A 15,016-nucleotide genomic window follows, 5' to 3' on the forward strand; every position below is an offset into this window, starting at 1 on the left:
CACAAAATTCAGATTCTAAAATAATTTCTTATTTTCTCATATGCTGGTTCATAAGCTCTAAACTGTTTGTTTAAAGGAAAACATTTTGCGTGTAATATGGGGATTACTGCTTGTGATCCTTCTTTAACCTTATAGTTATTTCCACAAATCATCAGAAATGAGCTTTTCTCTTTTGGTTCGTAATAGGGTGGTTCATTCTGCACTCCTATTGTTCTTGGGGATGACTTTTCCACAAAGCCATCATTTGAATCATACAATCCTAAATTTTGAAGCCAGTAATTTACCTGTAGCGACATCGGAAAGAGATATTCGATAGTTGAATTTTCATCGATTATCTTCTTTATATTTTCAACTCCTGTAATTGCTTTTTCTTCCGGGATGTAAACAGTTTTACTTTTAGGAGCATGTGGCAAAGCCGAATTGCAAAGATTCGTAATGTAAATTTCTTCTGGTTTGATTTTACCGTTTGTGATATCGATTATTTGATTAAAAGCAGATGCAGCCAAACCATATTTACTTTTAAATGTCCTGTCCCTGATGGTTTTATCAAAATAGTAATTTGCAAATAAGACATATTCCGCTTGTGTATCAGATTGCTGCAAACGAGGGTCGTGGCCAATAAGTAAAGCCCTTGGTGTATATTCTTTTGGTTTCCAGTCGAGTGTTTGCATTGTACAATTAATTACTTTGCTTTCAGTTTTGCTCCTAATTCTCCAATCAGTTTATCTTTTCCAGCCAATTCTGTTTTCAATTTTGCAACTTCTTTTTCAAGTTTATCAATTGACCTGTTCTTCTTAATATTTTGAATTTCACTTTTCATTTTCTCAACTGCAATAACAGTCGCTTTCAGCTCTGCTTCAAACTCCGGTTTCTCAAGGTCGTAATGGCTGAATGGATTCATTACAACTCCACGATGGATTGTAATTTCATGAATTAATGCCGGGTCAAGGTCGGTTTGGGATTCAATGGCTGTCCAAAAGTCTTCGCTTGTTGTTTCTTTTTGGTTTTTGTGGTAGGATACAGGAATTTTCTGCTTATCACAAATGGTCTTTACAATTCTTTCAAATTCTGTTCTCAGATAAACGGCTGATGCTTTATAGTCCTTTTCAGAAAGATAATGTTTAGCCCTTTCCATATAACCGTTTTCATTGAATATTACCGGAATTTCAAAGTCGTTATCCCTTAATGATTTCGTATAAATCTCAGTATATTTCCACTTCTCAACTCCGAAATAATTTCGCACCAATTCATACCAAACTTTGTCGTAAGTGGTCATTATTACCTGAAATTGCTTGTCTTTGTCAACTTCAATGAAGTGTTTTTTCAAAATATCAAGCAAGGGCAAACGATTACTCATATCCAAGCCAATCAACAAATCATCAAGAACAAGGATTTTTAATGCTCCTGTAAGCGGATTTACTTTTATGGATGCCAAGTACAAACTTATGGCAAGGGCAGATAAACGGGCTTCATTCAGAAATAGCTGATGTTTTGGTATTGATTTTTCAAAGAAGTCAATTTTTAAGTTGATGTTGTTACCGGTAAGTTTCCTTCTCCCCTGATATTCCACTTTGTCAAAATCAAGCGAAATCCTAACATTTGCACCAAAATATTTCATAAAAGTATTGGTGTCCTGCTCAATGTCTTTGAGCAATTGTTTCAGACCGGGATTGAACTTTTCCGACAGATAATTTTTTGTGGCTTCCTGCTGCCGCTTGATTTGTCTTTTATTGAAAGTGTCGTTATCGATTGCCTGCCATTCTTTACCAATTTCTTTATTTGAAAAACGGTTGATGGAATTGTAAAGAATATCCTTTACCAAAATATCAAACAGGTCAACCTTATCCTTATGCCCCATATGAGTTCGCAATAAGCTCCGGTAATCAAAGAAGCCCTTAATTTTATTGGCATCGGCAATAAGCGTTTTATCTGCACTGATAATTTCCTTATCGGATAATTTCAGTTCAAAAGTGGTGGTCTTAGAGGTTTCAGGAGATTCTCTAATGTTAACCTTGATACTGGCTGTGTTTTTTTGCGAAGCTGGTGCAAAGATATTTTCTTCCACATTTATTTTGTCAACCGATGATTTCAGAAAATCCAGAAGGGCGGTAAACAATGAACTTTTACCACTGCCGTTTTCACCATAAACCATCAGGTTTTTGCCGTCTTTGTCAAGGCAAATGTGGTGCTCACCATAAAAAGCACGGTAGTTCTTTATGTGTATATCAGTTATTCTCATTTTTCCCTTCTATTATGGCAATCTCCGGAATTGAATTCATATAAAACAGGTTAACCCTTACCGGATGCTCTTTGTCATTCAACCTATTAAATACCTTTTTGCAATTCTTCATTTTCTGCTCATCACTCATACCATCGGTAAACTCCGGTAACTCGCCCAAATGCTTGATGATTTCACGGTTGTGTTTTTTTAGCAATTCAGGGAAATACAACTCATACACCATGCCGTCTATAATTTGCTCGAAGTATATTGGCATCAGCTGATCCGTTTTTAATTGACTTTCTACTTCTTTTAGAAATAAAATATAGTCGATTAATCTTTTAAAAGGTATTTGTTCAGAAGTTTGAATTTTCTTAATAGGAATGAATTGCAAGGGTTCTAGCGTTAATTCTAACGCTTCTCCTTTTCTTTTCCCCATATAATAAAGCCAGAAATAGGTTAATTTACTTGTAAGAATCGATTGGATATATTTTAAGCTATAACCTTGCTTATTAAGCGTAATGTAAAATACATCTGATGCAGCATACCATTCTTCTTTTGAATAACCAAAAGTGTTAGTATTACTTCTTTGAGGACATAATATTTTTTCTGACTCAAAATTAATGTTTGGGCGATCAGTCGTTAAAGCCCACCATTTACCCTTTTGATATGCTGATTGTAATACACCATTTATTGAACGTTCTTTCAGAATTGCTTTATACGAAATTAAGTGTTGGTACAAAGACTTGTATTTTTTAAATTCATCTTCCTTTTCGATCTTATTAACATAAAGGAAAAAGTGCTTGGGATTTGTTTCTACCCTATATTTTCTAATATCTGAGTTTTTAAAGAAAGGTTTAATAAACTTTTGTTCCTCTTTGTTTAAAGACAGTTCAGTTACTTCTTCTTTAGTTAAAATAAAAACTCCATTGTTGACATTTTTGCTTTTATCAATGTATCTGTCTTTGCCTGTTACAATCCCTTGGTTGATATTACAAATGCCATTTGTAACCTTTTTACCAGATATTACCCCTTTTTTCTTTTCTCCTTCCGATTCATTATCGGAAAGTTTTTCGCAATTATTAAAAAGTTGATTTATGATCCCAGATACTTTTGCTGGTAAAAAATGAACATAGCCTGTCCAGTTACTAAAAATCTTTTTTTGATCTGCACTAAAATTGAGTTCATTTTGACGATAACTAAAAATATTTTCAGAATATTTGTTTTGATAGATTGTACATTTAATACTTTGATTGGGTGTTGCATTCTTTTTAAGTAAAAAGATGTTTGTGTGCACTCCCGCCTCAAAAATGGCATTTTCATTGAAGTTAATATATTCAATGATTGAATAGTCCTCAAGTACTCTTTTTCTGAGTTTTTTTCCCCCTTGAGTGGTTATCCAATAATTAGGCGTTATAAAAGTGTTTACACCATGCTCCTTTGTAAGTGTATAGCTTTTATGAAGAAAGAAGTACCAATAATCCATTTTCTTTTCAAAATTCGGATCCTTACTAAGTGGTTCAAAAAGTGATTTATTTCCTTTTTGACCAATATACGGTGGATTTGCAATAACAATATCAAAACCTCCGCTCCCATTCACCAAATAGGGATTCAGCACCTCAGGAAAATCAAGTTTCCAATCAAAATGGTTAAAAGGTTCATCAGGGTGTTGAAGTAGGTTTTTCAGTTTGCCAATTAGTTTATCGAAACCTTTAATTTGCAATTCCCGTTCTGTGTTGTGCTTTATATCGGCAGACGTAGGCATAAACCCACCTTTTTGTACAGTTTTACTTATGTATAGTTCTTTGTTAAAAGAAAGCTGGTTAATAAGCAGTTCTATTTTCAGGTTGCGGATTTCAGCCTGTAGTTTTTTCTTATTCTTGTTGTTCGGGTTAAAGTATTTCCTTTGTTTGTCGGCAACTTCAACCAGCAAACGCTGTACATTCTTTACATATTCATCGGCTTTGCCCACGCTGCTTTTACGTTCCCAGTCAATCTCCACAATTTCGCCATCAAACTTACTTATCAGCGAGTCGCCCACCACAATTTTATAATCGAGGTTCGGCAGGGCTTTGGGCTTTTCTTCGTCAACCACCAAACTCAGCCAGAAACGCAAGCGGGCAATATCTACTGCACCTTTCTCAATATCCACCCCATAAATAGAGTTTTGGATAATGTTTAGTTTGGTTTCGGCAGGTTTCCATTCCTTGCCGGTTTCGTAAGCAATAAGTTCTTTGATACTGAAAATTTCCTGTAATAAGCCCATAGGAAACGCACCTGAGCCAATTGCGGGGTCGCAGATTTTTACCTTGTCAAGGGCTTTTTCAAGTTCAGTAATTTCAGGTTTTAGAACATCATCAACTATTTTGTTTTTCAGCAAATGATTTACGGCTTCCCTTTCAGCAACTTCATCTTTTATCTGCAAGGTGGTACACAGGTATTCAGTTAAACTTTCCTGGCACATGTAATGCACAATTTCCTTGGGAGTATAAAATGCACCTTTGTCTTTGTTGTCCTCCAACAGATTTTCAAAAATATGACCTAACATTTCAGGGTCAACGGCTACGGTGTGGTCATCGGGGCTGTCTTCGTAAACAGTAAAGTTAAAGGCATCCAGAAAGTCGAGAAAACCACGAGCATTTCCTTTGCTCTTTTCAGTAAGAATATTATCTTCAAAATCAGGATGGTGAAAGAGTTTTGATTTGAAAGTCAACAAGTGTTCATCAAATTCTTCTTTATCGAACAACCCCCCATTCAGGAAAGGAACTTTAACGATTTTACCATCGGGCATTTTAAAGTCTTCATTAGGTCTTTTTACTTCATCAGCATTTAGAGTGTCGAAGAATAGTTTTGTCAACCAATTGCTGTAAAAAGCATCATTTCCGTCCGATTTGTTAAAGAGTTGTTTGATGAAATCGCCCAGACCATCAGAGTAATTGGTATCGCTTGCACCCAACCAACCCTTTTTCTGAACGAAGTATAGAAACACAATACGCCCAAGCAGTTTCTTTACAAAATCGCGTATGGGTTTGCTGGCTTTATCCTTTTCTTGTTTTGTAGCACCGGCAGGAAAAGTAATATTGAAAACTGATTTACGGTAGTTGGATTCCTGCAGATAATCGCAAAAGTTTTGGTAGTGTAGGGTATATTCATCAAAAAATGCCTTACTTAGTTTTTCAACGGAAAAAGCATTTACCAAGGTTTGAAAAGTAATTTCCTTTTCAGTGCTCAGTACTTCAAAACGTTCAGCAGCAGTTTTACAGGTTTCCGATGGACCTAACAAAAAAGTGTATCGTTTTGCATTGGTGGTTTTTTCTTTTACTCCTTGGTCGGTCAGCACACTGTCTTTGGCAACCAATGTAAGTCGCCAGACATTTTTATTTGCAGGTGCAACAAAATTGATTAATGTAGCTTGTCCGGCAGTTAGCAGCTTGCGAACATATTGCTGAATAGCAACCTTGCTTTGTTCAATGCGGACTTTGGGTTGCAACAAAACTTCGTAACAGGTTATTTCAGTGCTGTCGTCCAACTGAATTTTTCCGTAAATCCAAACTTTATCAATAGCAGCCGATTCTGATTTGTTGGGTGATACCGATGCTGGAACCAAAGAGGAATTAAGCGTAAATCCTGAACCAAAAACCGGACTTAAAACTTCACGGGAAAACAAAACCCTGTCGTAAGGTTTATGCAATGCGTTTTGTAATTGAATTCTGTTGGCTGCCATATTTAACTGAAACTTTGAGTTAATACAATTTGAGGATTTACTATACCTCTGTTAGCTTTTTCGTAATATTGACCTTCCTCAATATTCGAAGATAAATCGTACCTATCGAGAACCGTAATAAAAAGCTTATCAATAAATTTGTCAGGTTCCTTAATCAATGTGGCATTTGAAGTGAAATAGTCGTTTATTGATTTAGGTAAACCCTTTGATGCAAATGTTCCTTTTTTTATGATATCCAAAACCCGAATCAAAGACATTCTTTTTTGTTCGGTCGGAGCAACTTTTATAATTGCGTTGATATTTGAAATTGCTTTATTTTCAGCAGGACTTAAATTTTTCCTTGAAACAGCCTGAACATTTTCCTGATTCTTTTCTGATTTGAAATATTCCAATCCAGCTAAAGTTTGTTTATGATGAAGGTCGTGCAGTTCAATTGCTTTTTCATTTTCGGGAGCTTTGAAAATTTTAACTGCCTGTAGAAAATTCATTTCTATAATGTTCATTTCAGGAGTTATCAAACAAAAGATTCCGGGGTGGTTTTCACTTTTTAGATAAGTGAAAGATGTGTTTTGCAAGGGATAATTGACTTCTCCTGTCTCTGTGTCGAGCAAAGTCAATTGTTTGCTTTCCGGTAATTTTCTGCCGCATCGTGCCTTATTTGGAATTTTAGAAATGTCATTAAAAATTTTCGGATGCTTCTTTCTGAAATCTCTTAATTCATTCAAATACTTCAAAATTTCGCTTTCTTCTTTTTGAATTTTATTCCCGAACAATGCACCTTCTCCTTTTTCTTCCAGAATGGAGAATACCTTGTTATCTTCACCAAAGGCAGTATGAAATGCCTGAAGCTTGCGTAGGGCGTTGTTTACCAAATGAATTTGAGCATCGCCATGAGCTGAAGGATAATAGTTGTACACATAAATTTTGTCGGCTCTTGAGCCGATACGGTTAACACGACCGATGCGTTGCATTAAACGGGTAGAGTTCCAGGGAACATCATAGTTAACTATTACATTACTTCGGTGTAGGTTTATGCCTTCTGCAAGTACTTCCGTTGTAATGATAATATCGTAATCAGTTTGCCATTTATCTTCTTCAAGGTTCGCATCAAAATTGTCACGGATAGTATTTTCAACATATTTTCTATTCTCTGCACTAACAGTAAGAACGTTTTTCTTAGTAATCTTCGAAAGTTTTAATGTAAGTTCTTCTGCCGTTTCTTTTGATTCCGAAAAGATAATCAGTTTACCACTAATATTCTGGTTTGGTTTAAAAAATTCCTCCTGAATTTGTTTTGCAAACTCAATCAGTTTTGGGTCTTTTTTTACTTTGCTCCAGCGTTCAATTAAATCATCCACTTTTTCTTTATCCTGCTTGAGCAAGGCAACAAATTTTTTATCAAAAGCATCCTTTTTATACTCTTTGTTATTCCCCCCCCTTTCATTGATTTTAGCTTCAATCTCATCATAACTTAAACCTTCTTCAAGCAATTTATTGATGTCCAAATCAGGTGCGATAAATACCCTGTTATCATCAAACATTGCCAGCATATTATCAATGGCTTTCTGAAATCTTGACAATGATTGAGTAAAAGCATAAAAACTGCTTTCAAGTCGTTTAACCAAAAGCGTTTTCATAATTGCGGATAACCTGCCCGAAATGGATTCCACATTACCATACATTTTCTTGTCTTCCTCTTTAGAAAGAAACTCAATGGCACGGTAACGGTAATATCCTAAACCATCAATTTTGTTGCCTTCTTCGTCAAGGTTAGTTATCAGAGAAACGGTATCGAAAAACAATTCACTTAACTTTCCATCCAATTCATAGTAAAGTGCAATGGGGTCGCCAACTTTGGGGAATTTAATTCCCTGCACCTCTAAATCTTCTAAATATTCTTTGCTGCTCTCAATATCTGTTCTTGTTCTGCGTATTACAAGCGGTTCCACTACATCATCACGCAATTTCTGGAATAAGGCTTTCAGTTTTTTGATATTCAGTTTTTTCTCGTAAGCCAGTTTTTTATATTGCTCATTTATTGGTTTGAAATATTCCTGTAAGTTTCTGATGTTTTCAAGCGTGCTGTTCCTTCTGTCCTGAAAAAGATAAAGTTGGTTTTCAATATCCTGTGGCCGGTTATTCAATGGCGTTGCAGAAATTAAAATTACTTTCTTTCGTGAATCTCCATTTTCGGCAGCTCTTGAACGTGGCATTTTACATATTTCCTGCAAAGCCAAATACATTTCGGTATAATCATTTCTGAATTTATGTGATTCATCAACTGCAATTAAATCAATCTCCTCAGGATTCGGATAAGAATAATTGTTTCTGTCTAGAATCTTATGTAAGCTTCCAAGAGTTATGAAGGTAAAATGATTATCCAGTTCAAAATCTTTTACAGTCCGTCTCCAGCTATCTTCAATTGCAGGAGGTACAACTACTAAAACCTTTGTATGAGTGCCATTTTCATAAATGAACTTTTTAATAATCATACAGGCAATAATTGTTTTCCCTAGACCAACCACATCAGCCAAAACAAAACCATTATGCTTCATCATAATTGCGTAACCCTGATTGGCAGCATCCGACTGATACTTTAATCGAATGTACTTTGGAGGTAAAAGAAGGTCAATATTGTATGGGTCGTAATCTACTCGTTTACCAAAATATTCAATTAACATTTTGATATACAACTCAAACGGAGTAAAGTCATCACGCAAATAAGTCTGGTTCTTGATTCTTTCTGCTTCTGCCTGTAAAATGGGAACAGATTCTGCCCAAAGCCTTTCAAATTCTTCAGTTGCGAATTTTACATCTTCATACTCACGCAAACTGACATTAAACTCATAATTTGATTCAGGATTTGCACCAAGTCCGGCATCTGTCAAATTTGACGAACCTGTAATAACTTCACATGGCGCATATTCGTTGAATGTTGCTGGCCTGAATATATAAACCTTAGCATGGATTTTCTTTTTGGGGTGTGCTCTAAGTTCAATTTTACCACTAACCAAATCATCGATGAATTGCAGGATTCCTTTTTCTGTAACTTCATCGTAGTTGGCTTCCTGGATATTTTTTATGATTTCATCAAGGAAGTCCGCTTTTGTTTCATCCGGATTTTCAAGATAAAGTTGACCTTTGTCGTGATATTTCTTAATTAGTTGGTCAACATTGATACCTACAAGAATTCTGATTTTAGGAATTTTGTCAAGAAAAGCACGAACTTTAAAATAACCAGAAGTCCTGAAATAGCCAACCAGAGCATCAAAATGTCGGATACTTTCAATATTTGTAAATACACCCTCAAACTTTTTAAGTAAGCTATTATCGTTTTGATTTGTAAAAAATTTAGTTGGCATTACTTCTTGTTCTTTTTTATTTGGTTAATGACTTCACCCAGCCCATCTTCTAAATACTCTAATTTTCCATAATTTGCATTTATACTGTCAGCTATGAACCGAACTTGGAGTTCATTGTAATTGGTTTTCAGAATTTGGCTTAATGGCTTCAAATAGTCAATTGACATTGGTCTTTCTCCGCGTTCAACCTTGCTAAGAGTAGAAGTATCAACGTCAAGTTGGGCTGCAACTTTTCTAAGTGGAAGATTTCTTTCTTCTCTTAATCGTCTGATATATTCACCAAAAGTTTCTTTTGTCATTTGACTAATCTGTTTGGACAATTTTGTCAAAGATACAAATAATTTTGTTTCCGGTTTTATGCGCGAAGGAAAATTTGGCTCTTTGGCAAGCTTTGGTTTCAGCGTTGGCTTGTGCGGCTTGACAATGTGCCAAATGCGGGTTAGCAGAAAAATTAAAAATGTGCGGTGGGGAAAATAAAAAATAAAGAAGGGTCGGCAAAGGGTGTCGGCTGATTCTATGTCTTGTCAATATTTCATTTCTTTCCTGTCTTTTCACAATGGTTTACTTTCAATTTTAGCTGTCTGGTCTGTCGTTTTACGCTTGCTGGTAACTCGTTAATATCATAACAAACTTACCACTTTTCCCTTCTTATTCCAACACCGCTAGTACCTGTTAAAGGTCACCACTTCCTCCATGGACTTCCGTATTTTTTTGCGCAAGGGATAGCCTTCCTGCGGATAACCCAGCGTAATCACCAATCCGACCTGCTTGCCGGCCGGGATATGCAGCAGCTTCTGCAGTTTTTTCTCGTCAAACCACCCGATCATGCAGGTGCCCAGGCCCAGTTCGGCGGCCTGAAGGCAGAAATGTTCAGCGGCGATGCCTATATCGATCAGTGGCCACTCCTTTTTCTTGACCTGCATGGCCAGGCGGGTAAACCAGCGCGCCTTTTCGATGACGATCACCACCATCACCGGCGCCTGAACGGTGAATTTATTGATAAGCTGTATGTCGGTAAATGTTGCTTTGGCCACCTCGGTGCGCAACGGGTCCTGATCAACCACGATAAAACGCCAGGGCTGGGAGTTGCTGGCAGAGGGCGACAGCCGGGCGGCCTCCAGACACAGGCTGATTTTCTCCGTTTCCACGGGGCGTGCATCATAACGGCGAACGCTTTGCCTTTGTATAATTAATTCCTTAAATGTCATTGTTTTAAGATCAGTTTCATCAATAAGTTAACCATCAGGCAAAGTTTCCAAAAAAAAGCTTACAATCAGCACAATCTGCGACCTTAATCTCCGTTTGGCATTCCGGCAAGCCAGGTACTGAGGCAGAAATCATTAAATTTGCCGGAACAGTTTAACCGTAAAGTCTTACCATGCCATCCCTGACCGAGGAAAATTTTGAAGCTATATTTCGCAGCGAATTCAAAGGGCTGTGCTTTTTCGCCATGAAATACGTGAAGGATTATGAAGCATCGCGCGAAATTGTTCAGGATGCCTTTATACAGCTCTGGGAAAAACGCGCCACCATCGATACCGGCAGGCCGGTAAAATCCTACCTCACCACTACCGTTCAGAACAGGTGTCTCAATTACCTGCGCGACAACAGGAAATTTGACCGGAACCTGCTGGAGATCGAACAGCTGAACGTGACAGACTATGAGACGGCAGCTGATTTTCTGGTGGAAAAAGAACTTCATTACCGGATTGAAAATGCCCTGGCTGAACTTCCCGAAAAATGCCGCGAGGTGTTTTTACTGAACCGCAATGAGCAACTCAGGTACCGCGAGATTGCCGAAAAGCTGGGTATTTCATTGAAAACAGTTGAAACCCGGATGTCGAAAGCCTTGAATCATCTGCGTAAAAGGCTGCTGGAATTCACGGGTGTGCTCGCTCTTTTAATCAGGTTATTTCAGGGTTGAGAAAAAAGGCCTTCTGAATCAGGGTAAATCCTTTCAGCGGTGTATTATTGACAGGAGAAAAAGATGAAAAAAGAAACTACGAATCATGAAATTCTGATCAGCAGGTATTTTTCAGGAGAAAGTACACCTGAAGAAGTCAGGGAATTATCGGAATGGCTTTCCGGTAATCCGGACCATCTTACCATCTTTGAGGAATACCATAAAACCTGGCTGCTGAGTACATCGGATGCCATTGAAACCGGCACGGATACCGGCAGGGAGTGGGAAATCATTTCCGGAAAGATCCGGAATACAACCATCAAACCCAGATCAGGCAAACTCGTAAAGTTGCCGGCACGCAACACGATCTGGAAGGCCATCGCCGCTGCTGTTGTGGTGTTCATGGTCGCGGGCGCGGTTATGTTGCTGCTCCCCCGGAATCAGCGGGTGATTACGGCAGGTACGGAAACCCTGACCCACACCCTCCCCGATGGCTCCTTCATCACCCTGAATGCGGGTGCGGAAATTCGTTATGACCCTGATTTCGGATCAGAAAACCGTTCCGTCAGCCTTAAAGGCGAAGCGCTTTTCGAAGTTCAGAAAGATGCCGGAAAACCTTTCGTGGTATCCGACGGCAAGGCACGCATCGAAGTGCTGGGAACCGTTTTCAGCGTGGATGCTCCGGGCGAAGGCCAGACCAGCATTGCACTTGCGGAAGGCAAAGTGGCGCTCTATTTTTCCAATGCGCAGCAGGATAAAAAATACCTTGAACCCGGCGAAGCTGCGATTATGTCGTCCGGCAGCAGGGAAATAACCGTAAAACCCAATGACGACCCGAACTATCTGGCATGGAAGACCCGGGTAATCAATTTCGAAAACACCTCCATGGAAAGGGTTGCCCAAACCCTGAATAAGGTCTATCATATAAAAATCAGATTTGAGGACCCATCCATTGCCGGGTGCAGGCTTACTGCATCATTCAGCAATCAACCCCTTGAATCTGTACTCAATGTGATCACCACCACACTCGACCTCAGCTATAAGATAAACAAGGACGCAGTATTGATTTCAGGTACAGGTTGTAATTGATGCGGCATTACATTCCGGTTAATATGGAATTAAATCAAGTGTATACGGCAAATTGAAAACCTGCACCCTGACATACCTCCGCATCATCCTGGTCGTTATACTGATGACGGGAATAACTGTGCTTAATGCCCAGCAGCAGGAAAGGAAACTTTCGATGCATCTTGAAAACGTAAGCCTGAAGTCAGCCCTGAAAGAGATTGAAAAAACCTGCAAAATCCGTTTCTCATACAATCCCGATAAACTCCCGCTTGAAAAGAGCGTAAGCATTTCTGTAAAGGAAGAAAGTCTTCATACGCTGCTCAGCAGGCTGTTGCAACCCCTGGAAATTTCATTTCAATTTACTGAGGACCAGGTAATTCTGAAACCTGCAACAAAAAGTATATCAAAAGAAAAGCGGGTTGCGGAAAATCAAAGGTTTACCCTGAGCGGAACCGTCAGGGATACGGTGACCGGCGAGGTCATCATCGGTGCAAATATATACGACAAAGCAACCTTCCGGGGGACCACCTCCAATGCTTTTGGCTTCTACTCGCTTACCCTGCCGGAAGGAAAATATAATCTGGCAGTTTCCATGGTCGGTTACAAATCTGAAAACCTTGAAATTGCCCTGACGAAAAATCAATCAATTGATTTTAAAATAAGAGAATCGGCGATTGATATTCAGGAGGTTGTTGTTATCTCTGACGGGGAAACCGCAGCCATTGATCCGGCGGCACCGGGATCGGTGAGGCTTACAGGGACCGATCTCAGGCGGATGGCAGGTTTTGCGGGCAATGCGGATGTGCTGAAATCCCTGCAGTCGGTGCCGGGATTCAGCGCTTTTGGTGACGGATCGTCCTTTTACTATGTCAGGGGAGGTAACCATGATCAGAATCTTTTGCTGATTGATGATGCACCGGTCTTCAACCCGGCCCATCTGTTCGGGTTCTTTACGGCCATTGCACCGGACGCGATAAAAGATGTGAAGGCTTACAAGGGCGATTTCCCCGCGAATTATGGAGGCAGGCTCTCTTCCGTTATCGACATCAGGGCCAGGGATGGGAATATGAACAATATTGGTTTTTCAGGCAACCTGGGTATTTTCACTTCAGACCTCACCCTGGAAGGACCCATTGTGAAGGAAACAGGTTCATTTATCCTTTCGGGCCGGAAGTCAAACCTTAACTGGCTTAATAATAACGAACTGAACGGCAGGAGCTTTACCATTGATTTCTACGATCTGAATGCAAAAACCAATATCCGCATCAACAGGAACAACAGGCTTTTCCTGACGGCTTTTTATGGCCGTGACGATTTCAGCAGGCTGACCAATGCCTCGGTGAATACCTTCGGGATAAGCTGGGACAACACAGCGGCTACCCTCCGGTGGAACCATATCTTCAGCAGCAAGCTCTTCTCCAATACCACTGCGGTTGCCAGCCAATACAACTATTACCTTTATATATCGCGGCAGCAGGATGATTACTGGAAATCTTCCATCCGCACCCGTATCCTGAAAAGTGACTTCAGCTGGTTTCCGGCCGCGGGCATTACCCTGAAGTTCGGAGCCGAGCTGGCCGCATATCATTCAAATCCGGGCAACGTGCATTTTACTGATGAAGAAACCCGGCGAAACGCGCCGGTTATCCCGGAATACAACTCACTGGCCATCAACGGCTACATCAGCAATGAGCACAAGATCAGCGAAAAGCTGGCTGTGCGTTACGGCCTCAGGCTGAGCAGTTGGCGGAATCCGGGACCGGGTACAGTTTATCTGTTTGATGCCACCCATGAGGTTTATGATACGCTTGAAGTAGAAAAAGGGACCTACCATTCGCCCTACTTCAACCTGGAACCCCGCCTGAACGCGACCTGGACACCCATAAAATGGATCTCATTTACAGCAGGTTACAGCAGAACCGTGCAGTATATCCAGATGCTTTCCAATTCAACCAGCCCCTTTACTTCACTGGAAGTATGGGCGCCCTCAGGTCCGGTCATCAGGCCGCAGAAAGCCGATCTGGCAACTGCAGGCATATCGGTAAGTATGCCGGGGAACATGATCCTTAGTTTCGAGGGATTCTACAAGCAACTGACTAATCAGACAGATTACAGGGATCATGCAAATATGCTCTACAATCCGTTGATCGAAGGAGAATTGAGGTTCGGAGAAGCCCGTGCCTCAGGCCTGGAGGTTATGTTGCGCAAGCTCGAGGGACGTTTCACGGGCTGGGCTGGTTACACCTATGCCCGGGCCATAAAAAATATTGACGGGATAAACGGAAACAGGGAATTTCCGGCACACTATGACCACCCGCATTCATTTTCCACCCACCTGATGTTCAGGGCCGGGAAAAAATGGGATTTTGCTGCCCAGTGGAATTATATGACGGGAGGTGCATTCACTTCTCCGGTTGGTTTTATGCAATACGACGGTTATGTTGTTCCGGTATACGGCGAAAAGCACAACGACCGTTACCCTGCCTACCACCGCCTTGACCTTTCCGTATCATGGATGTTGAATAAACCTGACCGAAAGTACCGGCACCATATCGTATTTGCAGCTTACAATGTTTATGGCCGTGAAAATCCCTTTTCACTCAGTTTCAACAAAATCATGAACGGGAATGGTGACTTTGTGGTACCGGCGGATCTGAACGGAGCCTATGAAATTATCCCGACACAGCTTTCTGTTTCGGGTATCATTCCTTCCATCAATTACATCTTTAAATTTCAATGAA

At 39.9% G+C, this 15,016-nt stretch carries 9 protein-coding genes; 3 read left to right on the forward strand and 6 right to left on the reverse strand.

Going from position 1 to position 15,016, the window contains the following annotated elements; translation table 11 throughout:
• Positions 1-8 precede the first annotated feature (8 nt).
• From TBC1_RS14920 to TBC1_RS14945, 6 genes are all read right to left on the reverse strand, one after another.
• Positions 9-671 (reverse strand): hypothetical protein, encoded by a 663-nt coding sequence (locus TBC1_RS14920; protein WP_062044653.1) that lies wholly within the window; start codon positions 669-671, stop codon positions 9-11.
• Between the two features lie 11 nt (positions 672-682).
• Positions 683-2,239 carry an AAA family ATPase gene (locus tag TBC1_RS14925; protein ID WP_062044655.1) on the reverse strand — a complete coding sequence of 519 codons (1,557 nt, stop codon included), beginning with the start codon at positions 2,237-2,239 and terminating at the stop codon, positions 683-685.
• A complete protein-coding gene (locus tag TBC1_RS14930) occupies positions 2,226-5,942 on the reverse strand; it encodes an Eco57I restriction-modification methylase domain-containing protein (protein WP_062044657.1) in 3,717 nt (1,238 codons plus the stop codon). The genes TBC1_RS14925 and TBC1_RS14930 overlap by 14 nt, the downstream gene beginning before the upstream one ends.
• A 2-nt stretch (positions 5,943-5,944) precedes the next feature.
• Positions 5,945-9,304, reverse strand: coding sequence for a helicase-related protein (locus TBC1_RS14935; protein WP_062044660.1), 3,360 nt, complete (start codon positions 9,302-9,304; stop codon positions 5,945-5,947).
• Positions 9,304-9,603: a helix-turn-helix domain-containing protein gene (locus TBC1_RS14940; protein ID WP_137305772.1), complete on the reverse strand. Its 300-nt coding sequence runs from the start codon at positions 9,601-9,603 to the stop codon at positions 9,304-9,306. Before TBC1_RS14940 ends, TBC1_RS14935 begins: the two co-directional genes overlap by 1 nt.
• Before the next feature lie 363 nt (positions 9,604-9,966).
• Positions 9,967-10,512, reverse strand: coding sequence for a nitroreductase family protein (locus tag TBC1_RS14945; protein WP_062044664.1), 546 nt, complete (start codon positions 10,510-10,512; stop codon positions 9,967-9,969).
• 170 nt (positions 10,513-10,682) lie between these two features.
• On the opposite strand from TBC1_RS14945, the gene TBC1_RS14950 reads away from it, so the two are divergent.
• The 3 genes from TBC1_RS14950 (at position 10,683) to TBC1_RS14960 (ending at position 15,015) form a co-directional block, all read left to right on the forward strand.
• Positions 10,683-11,228 carry an RNA polymerase sigma-70 factor gene (locus tag TBC1_RS14950; RefSeq protein WP_062044665.1) on the forward strand — a complete coding sequence of 182 codons (546 nt, stop codon included), beginning with the start codon at positions 10,683-10,685 and terminating at the stop codon, positions 11,226-11,228.
• Positions 11,229-11,291: 63 nt separating this feature from the next.
• Positions 11,292-12,296, forward strand: coding sequence for a FecR family protein (locus tag TBC1_RS14955; RefSeq protein ID WP_062044667.1), 1,005 nt, complete (start codon positions 11,292-11,294; stop codon positions 12,294-12,296).
• A 52-nt stretch (positions 12,297-12,348) separates the two neighbouring features.
• The gene (locus tag TBC1_RS14960) at positions 12,349-15,015 is read left to right on the forward strand and encodes a TonB-dependent receptor (protein ID WP_062044669.1); all 2,667 of its coding nucleotides are present in this window, start codon (positions 12,349-12,351) and stop codon (positions 15,013-15,015) included.
• Position 15,016 lies beyond the last annotated feature (1 nt).

Origin of the sequence: Lentimicrobium saccharophilum (assembly GCF_001192835.1) — a bacterium.
Taxonomy (GTDB): Bacteria; Bacteroidota; Bacteroidia; order Bacteroidales; family Lentimicrobiaceae; genus Lentimicrobium; species Lentimicrobium saccharophilum.

Excerpts from the sequence above, each read along its gene's own strand:
- TBC1_RS14950 (WP_062044665.1), top strand. The coding sequence starts at position 10,683 with ATGCCATCCCTGACCGAGGAAAATTTTGAAGCTATATTTCGCAGCGAA.
- TBC1_RS14945 (WP_062044664.1), bottom strand. The coding sequence starts at position 10,512 with ATGACATTTAAGGAATTAATTATACAAAGGCAAAGCGTTCGCCGTTAT.
- TBC1_RS14940 (WP_137305772.1), bottom strand. The coding sequence starts at position 9,603 with ATGACAAAAGAAACTTTTGGTGAATATATCAGACGATTAAGAGAAGAA.
- TBC1_RS14925 (WP_062044655.1), bottom strand. The coding sequence starts at position 2,239 with ATGAGAATAACTGATATACACATAAAGAACTACCGTGCTTTTTATGGT.
- TBC1_RS14935 (WP_062044660.1), bottom strand. The coding sequence starts at position 9,304 with ATGCCAACTAAATTTTTTACAAATCAAAACGATAATAGCTTACTTAAA.
- TBC1_RS14920 (WP_062044653.1), bottom strand. The coding sequence starts at position 671 with ATGCAAACACTCGACTGGAAACCAAAAGAATATACACCAAGGGCTTTA.
- TBC1_RS14930 (WP_062044657.1), bottom strand. The coding sequence starts at position 5,942 with ATGGCAGCCAACAGAATTCAATTACAAAACGCATTGCATAAACCTTAC.
- TBC1_RS14955 (WP_062044667.1), top strand. The coding sequence starts at position 11,292 with ATGAAAAAAGAAACTACGAATCATGAAATTCTGATCAGCAGGTATTTT.